Here is a 13,243-nt window from a genome sequence, read left to right on the forward strand (position 1 = left end):
TGGCAAAGCCGGGCAGTTCATTGAGCGGGGTGCCGTCGGCCTTGACCGGCACCATGGTGCAGGCCGTGAAGTCAGTGGCTATGCCGACGACGGCGGCCGGGTTGATCCCGGCGTCCGCGATCGCGGCGGGGACGGCGTGGCGGAGGACGTCGCGGTAGTCATTGGGCACCTGAAGCGCCCATTCCCCGGGAAGCCGGGCGGCGCCGTCGCCCGCAGCGCCCGCTACATCCGCCGGCAGGGCATCCGTGACCACCGCGTGTGGATAGTCGAAGACACCGCTGCCCAGTTCCTTGCCGTCACGGACCCGGACCACAACGGCCCGCCCCGAAAGCGTTCCGTAGTCCACGCCGATGACGTAGCTGTCTGTGCCGTCCACTGTGACGTCCATGAAGTCCTCCAATAGCTGGTCCGGTTTGCGCGGATTGGTTCAATTGTGAGCGCTAACAATTGGAACGTCAAGTCCCGGGCATCGACTAGGACGATTAGGAAAGAATCAGGCGGGAGCGGACGTGCTGCTGCGGACAACCAGCTCCGGCTCCACCACGGTGGTGCCCGCACCCGCGCCGCCCTCAAGGGCGCTAAGCATGACATTCATGCAGCGCCGGCCGAGTTCCTCGAAATCCTGGCGCACGGTGGTCAGCGGCGGCGTGAAGTAGCCCGACTCAGGCTGGTCATCGAAGCCGACCACGGAGACGTCGTCGGGCACGCGGACCCCCGCTTCGCTGAAGGCGCGCAGCAGGCCCAGGGCCATCTGGTCATTGCCCACAAACAGGGCCGTAGCCGTGCGGTCAGCGGCAAGCTGCCGGCCGATCCGGTACCCGCTGCCGGCGCTCCAGTCCCCTTCGATCAACAGGTCATCAGCCAGGCCGGCTTCGCGGAGCCGCTCACCCCACCCCTCGGCACGCGACCTGCCGTCCACCCAGTCCTGAGGCCCGGAAACATGCCCGATCCGCCGGTGGCCCAGGTCGATCAAGTGCGAGACCGCCAGACGCGCGCCAAGCTTCTGGTCCACCAACGCTCCGCTGAAGAGCCCCCCACCGGCGGCACCTACAAGGATCACGGGAACGTCCAGGGTGAGGCCCTCCAGCGCCTGAACGGTACCGTCGTGGGGCACAATGACGATGATCCCGTCCGCGCCCTGGTCCGTGAGATGGCGGACGGCGTCCGAGATAGTATCCGCTCCAGCCTCCTTGATGGCCTCGATGCTCACAAAGTAACCGGCCTCCCGGGCAGCCTGCTGGACTCCGAGGAGAGTGTTGGCCGGGCCGTACTGCCCCATTTCGGCCGCGAGCACACCTATGGTTTGTGAACGCCGGGTGACCAGACTCCTGGCAGCGGTATTGCGCCGGTAGCCGAGTTCGGCAATGGCCGCCTCCACCTTCTCCCGGGTGGCGCTGCTGACATTGGGGTGGTTGTTGATGACACGCGAGACCGTCTGGTGGGACACCTTTGCCCGCGCCGCCACGTCTTCCAGGCGTGGGAGGCGTCGGTCAATGCTGCCGCCCATACGAGGGACCCTTCGGTGGGAGGACAAGGTGGTGTCGAACAGTCTATGGCCGCGACCGATATCCGAAAGCAGCGACGAAGCCTGCACCGTAAGGGCCACCGCACTGTCCCTCACAGCCTGTGCAACGGACATGCCCATTGACGTCAACAGGGATATCTGCGATATTTCTTCGTATACGATTTCGTACTCGATGAGGAGCAGCACTTGGATCAGGTCACCGACCACACCCTGGCCGCGGCCCGCAAGGTCATCGCGGTGCACATCAACTACCCCAGCCGCGCAGCCCAGCGTGGGCGCACGCCGGAGCAGCCTTCCTACTTCCTGAAGCCGTCTTCCTCCCTGGCGTACGGCTCGGCCGAAGCCCCTTCCGTCGTGGAGCGTCCGGCCGGCTGCGAACTCCTCGGCTTTGAGGGCGAAATCGCCCTGATCGTCGGCAAGCCCGCCCGCCGCGTCGGGATGAAGGACGCCTGGAACCATGTCGAATGGGTGACCGCCGGCAACGACCTCGGCGTCTACGATCTCCGCTACGCGGACAAGGGCTCCAACCTCCGGTCCAAGGGCGGCGACGGCTTCACCCCGATCGGCCCCGGTTTGATCCGCGCAGACGCCGTGGACCCCGCCAAACTGCGCATCCGCACCTGGCACAACAGCGACCTCGTCCAGGACGACACCACCGCGGATCTGCTTTTCCCGTTCGCCCGCCTCATCGCCGACCTGTCCCAGCTCCTCACCCTCGAAAAGGGCGACATCATCCTGACCGGCACCCCCGCCGGCGCCTCCGTGGCCAAGCCGGGCGACGTCGTCGAGGTGGAAGTCAGCACCGTTGAAGTCAGCACCGTTGATGCCAGCACATCCGCCAGTCTTTCCACGGGGCGGCTGGTCACCCGGGTGGAGGAAGGTACGACGGCGTTCGCTGACTTTGGTGCGCAGCCCAAGGCTGATGACGCGCAGCGGGAGGAGGCGTACGGTTCGCGCGCAGCGGCGGGCCTTCCGCCCAATGAAATCGCCGCCGTCGGGCAGGTCCTGACCCCTGAGCTGAAGGCCAAACTGGAAAGCGTCTGCACCGCCACGCTCTCCTCCCAGCTGCGCAAGCGCGGCCTGAACAACGTCAGCATCGACGGCCTCACCGCAACGCGTCCGGAGAAGCGGATCGTGGGCCTGGCACGGACCCTGCGGTATGTGCCCAACCGCGAGGACTTGTTCAAGACCCACGGCGGCGGGTTCAACGCCCAGAAGAAGGCCATCGACTCCGTCAATGAGGGCGAGATCCTGGTGATGGACGCCCGCGGCGAGAAGGGCACCGGCACCATCGGCGACATCCTGGCCCTGCGCGCCCAGGTCCGCGGGGCCGCGGCCATCATCACCGACGGCGGCGTCCGGGACTTCTCCGCCGTCGCGGCCATGGACATGCCTACTTACTACGCCAACCCGCACCCCGCCGTCCTGGGGCGCCGGCACATCCCGTGGGACACGGACATCACCATCGCGTGCGGGGGCACCACCGTGCAGCCCGGGGACATCATCGTCGCGGACTCGGACGGCATCCTGGTGATCCCGCCGGCCTTGGCCGAGGAGGTCGCGGACGACTCCATTATCCAGGAGCGCGAGGAAACGTTCATCGCGGAAATGGTGGCACAGGGCCACAGTGTGGACGGCCTCTACCCGCTGAACGCCGCCTGGCGCACCAAGTACCAGGAATGGGAAGCAGGCACAGCCAATGACTGAAACGGCAACCGCCGCAGGTGTCCAGGCCGGAACCGGACCAGCTGCCAGCAAGTCCGAGCAGGCCTACGCGGCCGTCAAGGCACGGATCGTGGACGGAACCTACTCCCCCGGCTACCGGCTGGTCCTGGCCGCCATCGCCAAGGATCTGGGCGTCAGCGTCGTCCCGGTCCGTGAAGCGATCCGCCGGCTGGAGGCCGAAGGACTGGTGACGTTCGAGCGGAACGTCGGCGCTACGGTCTCCGGGATCGATCCCACCGAGTACCTCTACACGATGCAGACCCTGAGCATCGTCGAAGGAGCCGCCACCGCATTGTCCGCGCCGCTGATTGGCCCGGCGGACATTGCACGCGCCCGGGCCGTGAACGAGGACATGCGGGAATGCCTCCAGCACTTCGACCCCGTCCGCTTCACGGCGCTGAACCAGGACTTCCACAGCATCCTCTTTGAGCAGTGCCCCAACCCGCACATCCTGGACCTGGTCCACCGGGGCTGGAACCGGCTCGCCTCGCTCCGGTCCTCCACCTTCCGGTTTGTCCCCGGCCGCGCCCACGAATCGGTGGACGAGCACGAGGCGCTGCTCCGGCTCATCGAGGCCGACGCCGGCGCGGAAGAGATTGAGAAATCCGCCCGCCGGCACCGCTCCGCCACCCTGGACGCCTACCTCGCCCAAAGCAACGCGGGGTCACTTAACGCCCGATAAACGGCCCCGCATGGGCAAGAAGTGACCCCGCGTTGCACTATCAGTTAGGAAACAACAATGACGTTCACCGCCGAACAGACCACGAACCATTACGTGCCGCAGGACCTCCCCACCCACATCCAGCACTACATTAACGGCCAGTTCGTTGACTCCGTGGGCGGAGCGACTTTCGACGTCCTGGATCCGGTCTCCAACCGGAATTACGCCACGGCCGCCGCCGGCCAGAAGGAGGACATCGACCTCGCCGTGGCCGCCGCCCGCGAAGCCTTCACCAACGGACCGTGGCCACGGATGAAGCCACGCGACCGTGCCCGCATCCTCAACAGGATCGCGGACGCCGTCGAGGCCCAGGAGGAGCGCCTCGCCGAACTGGAGACCTTCGATACCGGCTTGCCGATCACCCAGGCCAAGGGCCAGGCGCTGCGTGCGGCCGAGAACTTCCGGTTCTTCGCGGACCTGATCGTGGCCCAGTTCGACGACGCCATGAAGGTACCCGGCGCCCAGATCAACTACGTGAACCGCAAGCCGATCGGCGTCGCCGGTCTCATTACGCCGTGGAACACGCCGTTCATGCTGGAGTCCTGGAAGCTCGCCCCGGCCCTGGCCACCGGCAATACAGTGGTCCTCAAGCCCGCCGAATTCACGCCTCTCTCCGCCTCGCTCTGGGCGCAGATCTTCAAGGACGCGGGCCTCCCCGACGGTGTCTTCAACCTGGTCAACGGCCTCGGCGAGGAGGCCGGCGATGCCCTGGTCAAGCATCCGGACGTCCCGCTGATTTCCTTCACGGGCGAGACCACCACCGGGCAGACGATCTTCCGCAACGCCGCCGCCAACCTCAAGGGCCTCTCCATGGAGCTCGGCGGGAAGTCCCCGTGCGTGGTCTTCGCCGACGCCGACCTCGACGCCGCGATCGATTCCGCCCTGTTCGGGGTCTTCTCCCTCAACGGCGAACGCTGCACCGCCGGTTCCCGCATCCTCGTCGAACGCGCCATCTACGACGAGTTCTGCGAAAAGTACGCCGCCCGGGCGAAAAAGATCGTGGTCGGGGACCCGCACGATCCCAAGACCGAAGTGGGTGCCCTGGTCCACCCGGAGCACTACGCGAAGGTGGCCTCCTACGTGGAGATCGGCAAGTCCGAAGGCAGGCTCCTCGCCGGCGGCGGCCGCCCCGACCACCTCCCCGAAGGCAACTACATCGCACCCACCGTGTTCGCCGACGTCGCCCCCGACGCCCGGATCTTCCAGGAGGAAATCTTCGGCCCCGTCGTCGCCATCACCCCCTTCGACTCGGACGAGGAAGCCCTGGCCCTGGCGAACAACACCCGCTACGGCCTCGCGGCCTACATCTGGACCCAGAACCTGACCCGCGCCCACAACTTCTCCCAGAACGTCGAGGCCGGCATGGTCTGGCTCAACAGCCACAACGTCCGCGACCTCCGCACCCCCTTCGGCGGGGTCAAAGCCTCGGGCCTGGGCCACGAAGGCGGCTACCGCTCCATCGACTTCTACACCGACCAGCAGGCCGTGCACATCAGCCTCGGCACCGTCCACACCCCCAAATTCGGCGCCTGAGCGCCAAGCCCTTTCAAAGAAGAGAGAATCCCATGACTGACTTTGTCCGCACCCCCACCGTCCCGGCACCGGACATCGTCCGCTGCGCCTACATGGAGATCGTGGTCACCGACCTTGCCAGGTCCCGCGCGTTCTACGTGGACGTCCTGGGCCTGCACGTGACCGAGGAAGATGAGAACACCATCTACCTGCGCCCCCTGGAGGAGTTCATCCACCACAACCTCGTGCTGCGCAAGGGACCCATCGCCGCCGTCGCCGCCTTCGCCTACCGGGTGAAGTCCCCCGCCGAAGTGGACGCCGCCGAGGCCTATTACAAGGAACTGGGCTGCCGCACCGAACGCCGCAAGGAAGGCTTCACGAAAGGCGTGGGCGATTCCGTCCGCGTCGAGGACCCACTGGGCTTCCCCTACGAGTTCTTCTACGACGTGGAGCACGTCGAACGCCTCACCCAGCGCTACGACCTTTACTCCGCCGGCGAACTGGTCCGCCTGGACCACTTCAACCAGGTCACCCCGGACGTGCCCCGCGGCCGCAAGTACCTCGAGGACCTCGGCTTCCGCGTCTCCGAGGACATCCAGGACTCCGACGGCGTCACCTACGCGGTCTGGATGCACCGCAAGCAGACCGTGCACGACACCGCCCTGACCGGCGGCAACGGCCCGCGCATGCACCACGTCGCGTTCGCCACCCACGAAAAGCACAACATCATCCAGATCTGCGACAAGATGGGCGCCCTGCGCATCAGCGACCGGATCGAACGCGGCCCCGGCCGGCACGGCGTCTCCAACGCCTTCTACCTCTACATCCTCGACCCCGACGGCCACCGCATCGAGATCTACACCCAGGACTACTACACCGGCGACCCCGACAACCCCGTCGTCACCTGGGACGTCCACGACAACCAGCGCCGCGACTGGTGGGGCAACCCCGTGGTCCCCTCCTGGTACACCGAGGCCTCCCTCGTCCTGGACCTCGACGGCAAGCCGCAGCCCGTCGTCGTGCGTGAGGAAAAGAGCGAAATGGCGGTCACCGTGGGCGCCGACGGCTTCTCCTACACCCGCAAAGACGGGGCCCCCGAAGGGGACCGGACGGGCTTCAAGCTCGGGGCGCAGCTGTAGCCATGCTGGACGCGAAGACGATTGAGGCCATCGCCGACGAACTCTTGGCGGCCGCCCGGACCCGCACCCCGATCCCCCGCCTCACGGCCCGCTACCCGGAGATGACGGTGGAGGACTCCTATGCCGTGCAGCAGCTGTGGCGGCGGCGCAACGAGGACGCCGGCCGCACGCTGGTGGGCCGCAAGATCGGCCTCACCTCCAAGGCCATGCAGGCCGCCACCGGCATCACCGAGCCGGACTACGGCGCCATCTTCGATGACATGGTGCTCGGAACCGGCTGCTTGGTGGAATGGGACCGGTACACCCATCCCCGGGTGGAAGTTGAACTGGCATTTGTGCTGAAGAAGGACCTGTCCGGACCCGGCTGCACCATCTTCGACGTCCTGAACGCCACGGACTACGTGGTGCCGGCCCTGGAAATCCTGGACTCCCGGATCGAAATGGAGGGCCGGACCATCGTGGACACCATCGCGGACAACGCCGCGATGGGCGCCATGGTGATCGGCGGGAACCCGGTAAAGCCCGACGCCGTGGACCTCCGCTGGGTCTCGGCAATCCTCTACAAAAACCACACCGTGGAGGAAACCGGTGTGGCCGCCGGCGTCCTGGACCACCCCGCCAACGGCGTGCACTGGCTCGCCAACAAAATCGCCGCCCACGGCGACAGCATGAAAGCCGGGGACATCATCCTCGCCGGCTCCTTCACCCGCCCGCTGTGGGTGTACAAGGGCGACACCGTCCACGCCGACTACGGACCATTGGGGGCCATCACATGCCGCTTCGAGTAGAACCCGGAAATCCTGACTACGCGAACACGTTCCGCCACGCCCTCGCCGCGGCTGACCGCCCCCTGGCGGGAATGTGGGTCTGCTCCGGCAGCCCGCTGATCGCCGAGCTCTGCGCCGGATCCGGCCTGAACTGGCTCCTCATCGACGCCGAACACAGCCCCAACGGCCTCGAATCCATCCTCGCCCAGCTCCAGGCCGTCAACGGCTACCCGGTCCAAGTCTTGGTCCGGCCGCCGGTCAACGACACCGTGCTGATCAAGCAATACCTGGACCTGGGAGTGCAGAACCTGCTGATCCCCATGGTCAACTCGGCCGCCGAAGCCCAGGCCGCGGTCGCCGCCACCCGCTACCCGCCGCACGGCGTCCGTGGCGTGGGATCCGCCCTCGCCCGGGCCTCACGCTGGAGCCGTGTCCCTGACTACCTCGCGCGGGCCAACGAAACCGTCAGTGTGACCGTCCAGATCGAATCGACGGCGGCCGTCGAAGCCGTCGAGAAGATTGCGGCAGTGGACGGGGTGGACGCCATCTTCCTGGGACCGTCAGACCTCGCCGCCTCCATGGGTCTGCTGGGACAGCAGGAACACCCCAAGGTGCGCGCCGCCGTCGAACACTGCCTCGCAGCCGCAAAAGCAACCGGGAAACCGGCCGGCGTGAACGCTTTCAACCCAGCCACCGCCCGCAGCTACCTGGCGGCCGGAGCCGCCTTTGTCCTGGTGGGCGCCGACGTCGCCATCCTGGCCCGCGGCTCCGAAGCACTCGCCGCCGCGTTCACTAAGCCCTCCGACGGCGAAACCCCCGCCAGCTACTGACGAGGGAACACCACGGATTGGCTCAGGTGGGGCCGCTGCCCGGCGGACCGCTGAGTACGGTGGGGATGTACTCAAGCAGCTGGAGCCGACCGTCCAACGTCCTGCTGTTCACCATCTTGAGCGAGATATCCGGATAGCCGTCGTAGATCCGCTCACGCCCGGTGCTGCCTGTAATCACCGGGAAGACGACCAACCGGAACCTGTCCACGAGGCCAGCGGTCAGCAGCGACCGGCAGAGACTCAGGCTACCCAGGGTGCTCAGGGTCCCGGTCCTGGTCCGTTTCAGCTCCGCCACGGCCTGGACCGCGTCCCCGGTGACCAGCTCCGTGTTCAGCCACGTTAGGGGCTCCTGCAGGGTGGAAGAGAAGACGACCTTGGGCACGGCGGCAAGGCCGGTCAGGCTGGCCCCTTCATCCTCGGAGAAGCTGGAGGCGTCGGCCGCTGCTTCCTCTGACATGCTGGACATCAGCCGGTAGGTGTTCGCCCCGAGGAGGAAGGTGTAGTCCTTCTCGCCCTCCTGCCCGAGCCAAGCCAGGTATTCAGGCCCCTCCAGACCCCACCAGCCTGGCCACCCCTCGGCCGAGGCATACCCGTCCAGGGAGATGATCAGGTCGACCATCAGATCCGCTGAGGACGCCTCTGCAGTTGTCTCGCCCATGGCTGTCTCCTCGATTGATCGACGTCGGCACCGCGTTGTACAGGTGTGGCATCTGTACAGGTGTGGCATCGGCGCCCGTGCCGGCAATGCTAGCCCTGCAGCGCTCAGACGTTCAAGGGGCGGCGTTGGCTCACCGGTTCGGGACCAGCTTGAGCGCAGCATGTCGCGTACCCAAGCGACCGACGTCGCGTTCCCGACCCACCGCCAGCGCCCGGTTCCGCCCTTCAGTCACCCCGGGAGGATTCCCAGGGAGTCAGGTCGCCTGCGGCCCACAGGATGCCGGCGGTGGTTATCTGCGCCAGGAAGGACAGGAGGGCCCGGGCTGGAAGGAACAGCAGCACGGGCCACCACGAAAGGTTCCGGTCCGAAAACTGAATCCGGAGGGCAGCGGGTGAGCTATTCATGAACTGATCTCCCGCCATGGTTCCCCACACCCCGCCGTGTCGCTTCGTTCCAGGCGTAATGGATCGGCATTCTTCACGGCGCGGCGTTCGCACTGGCCGCGCGACTGATTGAGCGTATCTGCCAGGGTATCCGCGTGTGCAAACTGCGCATGAACGGTGCCGCAATGCTTGAAGGCGGTACGCAGCCGTCCCGTTGAAGCTTTCGCTATGTTTCGCGGGTCGCCTCGGCCTGCGGTCGGTGAGAACATACAGGCATGGCACCCATACAGCGCATCCGCCCCCAGGGGCTCATCTCGAGCCCGGCCTTCAGCCACGTCGCCATCGTGCCGCCCGGCGCGACCACCATCTACGTCGGCGGCCAGAACGCCGTCGACGTCGACGACTCACTCGTCGGGGAGGGCGATGTGGCCGTCCAGTCTGCCCGCGCCCTGGAGAACGCACGGACCGCGCTCGCCGCAGCCGGCGCTACCCTCTGCGACGTTGTGCAGTGGACAGTGCTTTTCGTCGATGGGGTGGACCTCGCGGCGGCGTACGGGGCGATCGCATCGGAACTCGCGTCCGACGAACCGGCCCTGGTGACCGGAGCGCGTGTCGCGGCGCTGGGCGTGCCCGGGGCACTGGTCGAAATCAGCGCGGTCGCCGCCGTTATGCGGTGACGGAGATCCCGGCGAGGAGCTGGCCAAGCCCTCGGCTGGACGGTCACCGCCAATGTGATCGTCGACGCCGACCGCGGCTACGTCGCGTTCGGCTCCCGGCGCGGTGGTGGCCACTGTCGTTACGGGCCTTGTCCTCCGCCGGGTTCTCGGCGCCAGAACCGGGCCGTCCGCTCGCCCGGTGAGCGCCGCCGTCGGGCGTTCAACTGACGGACATTCAGCCGGCGCCGGAAACGCTGCCGGGGCGCAGCCGCGACCACCGCCGTCGCGGCAGGCGTGCTGCTGATCGTCCTGCCGCTGGCATTCAATGCCGCGTTCGCTGCCCTGGCCGCGACGTTCGATTATCCGGAAATCCTCCGCAAGCCCACCCAGGAAATCCTGCAGCGTTTCCGCGACGGCGGGTCAGGCCTAGTGCTGCTGTGGTGGTTGTTCGCGATGACGGCGGTGCTGCTGGCGTCGGCGGCGGTCCTGCTGTCCGGCGCGCTGCCCGGAGCGGACTCAACCCTGCTGGCACTGGGGTCGGCGGCGGGCGTGCTGGCCGCCGTCGTACAGTTCCTCGGACTCATCCGCTGGCCGTTCCTGGCGCCCTATCTCGCCCGTACGGCGACCGCCCCCGATGCCCCCGCAGCCCGTCAGGAAGCAGTGGACGTCGTGTTCCAGTCCTTCAACCGCTGTCTGCGCGTGGCTGTGGGCGAGCATCTGGGCTACCTGTTCAGCGGCGCGTGGAGCGTGCTGGCCGGCATGGCCATGATCCAGAGCACCGCCGTTCCGGACTGGCTCGGGATTGTGGGGATCGTCGTCGGCGCAGTGCTGGCACTGTGCTCGCTGGAATTTGTGGGATCGTTCGAACCGCATGGCTGGAAGCTGGCCGCGACGCTGACGCCGGTGACCTACGTGGTGTGGTCACTCTGGCTGGTGGCAGTCGCCGTGGTCCTGCTGCTTTGACCTGCGCGCACGGAGTGTCCGGCTCCCCTCCGGCCATCCCTCGTGGTGCAGCTGTTCCCTTCAGCAGGTCTGGCTGGGGCATCCAATCGTTGCTAGCGTGGCGGCATGAACCCGTCGAAGACCCCGGCCGAGATCCTCGACATTGCCGGCACTGAGGTGAGAATCTCGAGTCCGGACAAGGTGGTGTTCCCCGAGCCCGGGCTGACGAAGCTCGACCTGGTCCGCTACTACCTCGCCGTCGCGGATGGTGCGCTGCGCGGCGCTGGCGGCCGGCCGATGGTGCTCAAGCGCTTCCCGAAAGGCATCGACGCTGAACCGTTCTTCCAAAAGCGCGTGCCCGAAAACCACCCCGACTTCATCGACACTACAACGCTGCACTACGCGTCGGGGACATCAGCCGAGGAGGCCGTCATCCGGGATGCCGCGGGCTTGGCGTGGGTGGTGAATCTTGGCTGCCTGGACCTCAACCCACATCCCGTGCGCGCTGAGGACCTTGAACACCCGGACGAGCTCCGGGTGGACCTCGATCCGATGCCGGGCGTTGACTGGGCCCAGATCGTTGATATCGCGTATGTCGCGCGGGAGGTGCTCAATGACGTGGGGCTGGTGGGGTGGCCGAAGACGAGCGGATCGCGCGGACTGCACATTCTGGTGCGCATCGCGCCGCAGTGGTCGTTCCGCGAGGTGCGGCTCGCCGCCGAGACCCTCGCCCGCGAGGTCGAAAACCGCGCTCCCGGCCTCGCTACCGCGCGCTGGTGGAAGGAAGAGCGCGGCGAGAGCGTGTTCGTCGACTTCAACCAGAACGCGAAGGACCGCACCGTGGCATCGGCGTACTCGATCCGACCGTTGCCCGATGCCCGGGTTTCGACGCCGCTCACCTGGGATGAGGTCCGCTCCATCCGGCCGGAACAGTTCACGGTCCGCACGGTGCCCGGGCGCTTCGCCGACGTGGGTGACCCCCACTCAGGCATCGATGACGCGGTGGGCACACTCGACGGACTCCTGGCACTGGCGGCCGAGCTCGGCCCCGCCGAGAAGCCGCCGCGCAGCGGCGACGGCTCCGGCCGCCGGCAGTCGCTGATGCCGCTCATCGAGGTTGCCCGCACCAGGACCAAGCCCGAGGCCCTCGCGGCACTCGATGAGTGGAAGTCCCGGCATGCGGACGTCACCCCGGCCCTGCACCCCGCCGATGTACTCGTCGACGGAATGCGCGGATCAAGCTCGCTCTGGTACCGGGTGCGGGTGAACCTGCAGCACGTCCCTGAACCGGAGCGTCCGCCACAGGAGGAGCTCATCGCCGACTACGACCCGTGGGCCGGCAAGGAGTGGCCCGGGCGGCCAGGGCCCTGACACCGCAACGGAAACCGGACGTGCGCGCGTCGAGCGGGTCTTCAGCGATTCCCCCATCCCTGCAAAATGTGATAGACGCCACAACTCATCGGCATCAAACTAGTTGGATGGAAGATACGGAGAAGCACGACACCATCGCCAAAGTTACCGACCTGCTCGCCGCACGCTATCCCGACGCACCCCGGCCGGTGGTCGTCCGGGTCGTCACAGAGGAATACGAAACACTCGATGCCGGCCGGATCCGGACCTACATCCCGACCCTTGTCGAACACGGCGCCAGGAACAAACTCCACCGCGAGTTCTCCCGCCGGAACAGGGAAACCTGACGTCCCGCCGAACCGCGTCCGCAGCTGGTCGGGGACGCGCCATCTCATTCGAGGTGGCGGTTGCCCGGCATGGCCCAGTCATTTACCCTACCGGCGCGAAGCGGGCTGGGGCGTAAATGCTGACCGCGATGGTGCCCGCCACCGCGATGAGAATCAGAATCCAGAAACCGTAGTGCGGCTCCGGCCCCAGGAGAGCACCGTGCGTTCGGGTTGGAGCCCGGGGTCCTGGTGCGTGGGGGCAGCCGGAGCTCCCGGCACTAGTTCAGCGCGATCAGGGTGATCACGACGGCTGCAGTGACTGCCCCGCCCAGGCCGAGGAGCGGAACAATGAGCGGCAGGGGAAGTGGTTTTCCGTGCCGCATGCTCGACTCGATGGAGACCCACCGCACTGCGGCGCCGGCACTGATCAGCATCCCGATAGCCACCAGGAGTACGGCCAGCGCTTTGCGCAAGGGCTCGGGAAAGGCCTCAACCGCGAAGGCTTCCAGCGCCAGCCCGCCCGCCAGGAAGGCCAGGGCCGTGCGGACCCAGGCCAGGAACGTCCGCTCGTTGGCCAGGGTAAACCGCGGATCCGGCTCTACGCCGCCGGGCAGCACTCTGCGGGCCAACCAGCCGCGTCCTTGATCCGGTTCGGTCATTGTTCTCCTTACGGTGCGGGGTTTCCCCATCGTATGCCGCCGGAATAGCT

General features: G+C 67.0%; 14 protein-coding genes and 1 pseudogene. 10 read left to right on the forward strand and 5 right to left on the reverse strand.

The genetic code is table 11. The features are described 5' to 3' along the window. Window positions 1-388, reverse strand: a pseudogene (locus ACVWY0_RS19425) (ribulokinase); the annotation flags it as partial. 105 nt (window positions 389-493) lie between these two features. Beyond that, window positions 494-1,507, reverse strand: a complete 1,014-nt coding sequence (locus ACVWY0_RS19430; RefSeq protein WP_485838133.1) for a LacI family DNA-binding transcriptional regulator — start codon at window positions 1,505-1,507, stop codon at window positions 494-496. A 204-nt stretch (window positions 1,508-1,711) separates the two neighbouring features. On the opposite strand from ACVWY0_RS19430, the gene ACVWY0_RS19435 reads away from it, so the two are divergent. Genes ACVWY0_RS19435 through ACVWY0_RS19460 form a run of 6 tightly spaced genes read left to right on the forward strand, consistent with a single transcriptional unit; the run spans window position 1,712 to window position 8,219 of the window. After that, a complete protein-coding gene (locus ACVWY0_RS19435; protein ID WP_485838134.1) occupies window positions 1,712-3,232 on the forward strand; it encodes a fumarylacetoacetate hydrolase family protein in 1,521 nt (506 codons plus the stop codon). Next, window positions 3,225-3,932, forward strand: a complete 708-nt coding sequence (locus ACVWY0_RS19440) for a GntR family transcriptional regulator (RefSeq protein WP_485838135.1) — start codon at window positions 3,225-3,227, stop codon at window positions 3,930-3,932. Before ACVWY0_RS19435 ends, ACVWY0_RS19440 begins: the two co-directional genes overlap by 8 nt. 57 nt (window positions 3,933-3,989) lie before the next feature. Further along, window positions 3,990-5,504 carry a 5-carboxymethyl-2-hydroxymuconate semialdehyde dehydrogenase gene (gene hpaE / locus ACVWY0_RS19445; RefSeq protein ID WP_485838136.1) on the forward strand — a complete coding sequence of 505 codons (1,515 nt, stop codon included), beginning with the start codon at window positions 3,990-3,992 and terminating at the stop codon, window positions 5,502-5,504. 32 nt (window positions 5,505-5,536) lie between these two features. Then, window positions 5,537-6,622: a 3,4-dihydroxyphenylacetate 2,3-dioxygenase gene (gene hpaD / locus ACVWY0_RS19450; RefSeq protein ID WP_485838137.1), complete on the forward strand. Its 1,086-nt coding sequence runs from the start codon at window positions 5,537-5,539 to the stop codon at window positions 6,620-6,622. Between the two features lie 2 nt (window positions 6,623-6,624). Then, window positions 6,625-7,410 carry a 2-oxo-hept-4-ene-1,7-dioate hydratase gene (gene hpaH, locus ACVWY0_RS19455; RefSeq protein ID WP_485838138.1) on the forward strand — a complete coding sequence of 262 codons (786 nt, stop codon included), beginning with the start codon at window positions 6,625-6,627 and terminating at the stop codon, window positions 7,408-7,410. After that, window positions 7,395-8,219 (forward strand): HpcH/HpaI aldolase family protein, encoded by an 825-nt coding sequence (locus ACVWY0_RS19460; RefSeq protein WP_485838139.1) that lies wholly within the window; start codon window positions 7,395-7,397, stop codon window positions 8,217-8,219. Before hpaH ends, ACVWY0_RS19460 begins: the two co-directional genes overlap by 16 nt. 22 nt (window positions 8,220-8,241) lie before the next feature. On the opposite strand, the gene ACVWY0_RS19465 is transcribed toward ACVWY0_RS19460, so the two are convergent. Next, window positions 8,242-8,877, reverse strand: a complete 636-nt coding sequence (locus ACVWY0_RS19465; protein WP_485838140.1) for a dihydrofolate reductase family protein — start codon at window positions 8,875-8,877, stop codon at window positions 8,242-8,244. 224 nt (window positions 8,878-9,101) lie between these two features. After that, on the reverse strand, window positions 9,102-9,281 hold the full coding sequence (locus ACVWY0_RS19470) for a hypothetical protein (protein ID WP_485838141.1): 180 nt from the start codon (window positions 9,279-9,281) through the stop codon (window positions 9,102-9,104). Window positions 9,282-9,535: 254 nt separating this feature from the next. On the opposite strand from ACVWY0_RS19470, the gene ACVWY0_RS19475 reads away from it, so the two are divergent. The 4 genes from ACVWY0_RS19475 (at window position 9,536) to ACVWY0_RS19490 (ending at window position 12,555) form a co-directional block, all read left to right on the forward strand. Beyond that, entirely contained in the window at window positions 9,536-9,937 is a 402-nt protein-coding gene (locus tag ACVWY0_RS19475; RefSeq protein WP_485838142.1) for a RidA family protein, read from the forward strand. A 273-nt stretch (window positions 9,938-10,210) separates the two neighbouring features. Next, a complete protein-coding gene (locus ACVWY0_RS19480) occupies window positions 10,211-10,879 on the forward strand; it encodes a DUF4386 domain-containing protein (RefSeq protein ID WP_485838143.1) in 669 nt (222 codons plus the stop codon). A 105-nt stretch (window positions 10,880-10,984) separates the two neighbouring features. Beyond that, window positions 10,985-12,229 carry a non-homologous end-joining DNA ligase gene (gene ligD / locus ACVWY0_RS19485; RefSeq protein ID WP_485838144.1) on the forward strand — a complete coding sequence of 415 codons (1,245 nt, stop codon included), beginning with the start codon at window positions 10,985-10,987 and terminating at the stop codon, window positions 12,227-12,229. A gap of 107 nt (window positions 12,230-12,336) precedes the next feature. Beyond that, window positions 12,337-12,555 carry a three-helix bundle dimerization domain-containing protein gene (locus ACVWY0_RS19490; protein WP_058932601.1) on the forward strand — a complete coding sequence of 73 codons (219 nt, stop codon included), beginning with the start codon at window positions 12,337-12,339 and terminating at the stop codon, window positions 12,553-12,555. Between the two features lie 257 nt (window positions 12,556-12,812). On the opposite strand, the gene ACVWY0_RS19495 is transcribed toward ACVWY0_RS19490, so the two are convergent. Next, window positions 12,813-13,193 (reverse strand): YidH family protein, encoded by a 381-nt coding sequence (locus tag ACVWY0_RS19495; RefSeq protein WP_485838145.1) that lies wholly within the window; start codon window positions 13,191-13,193, stop codon window positions 12,813-12,815. Window positions 13,194-13,243: the final 50 nt, after the last annotated feature.

The organism is Arthrobacter sp. UYNi723 (genome assembly GCF_054057635.1).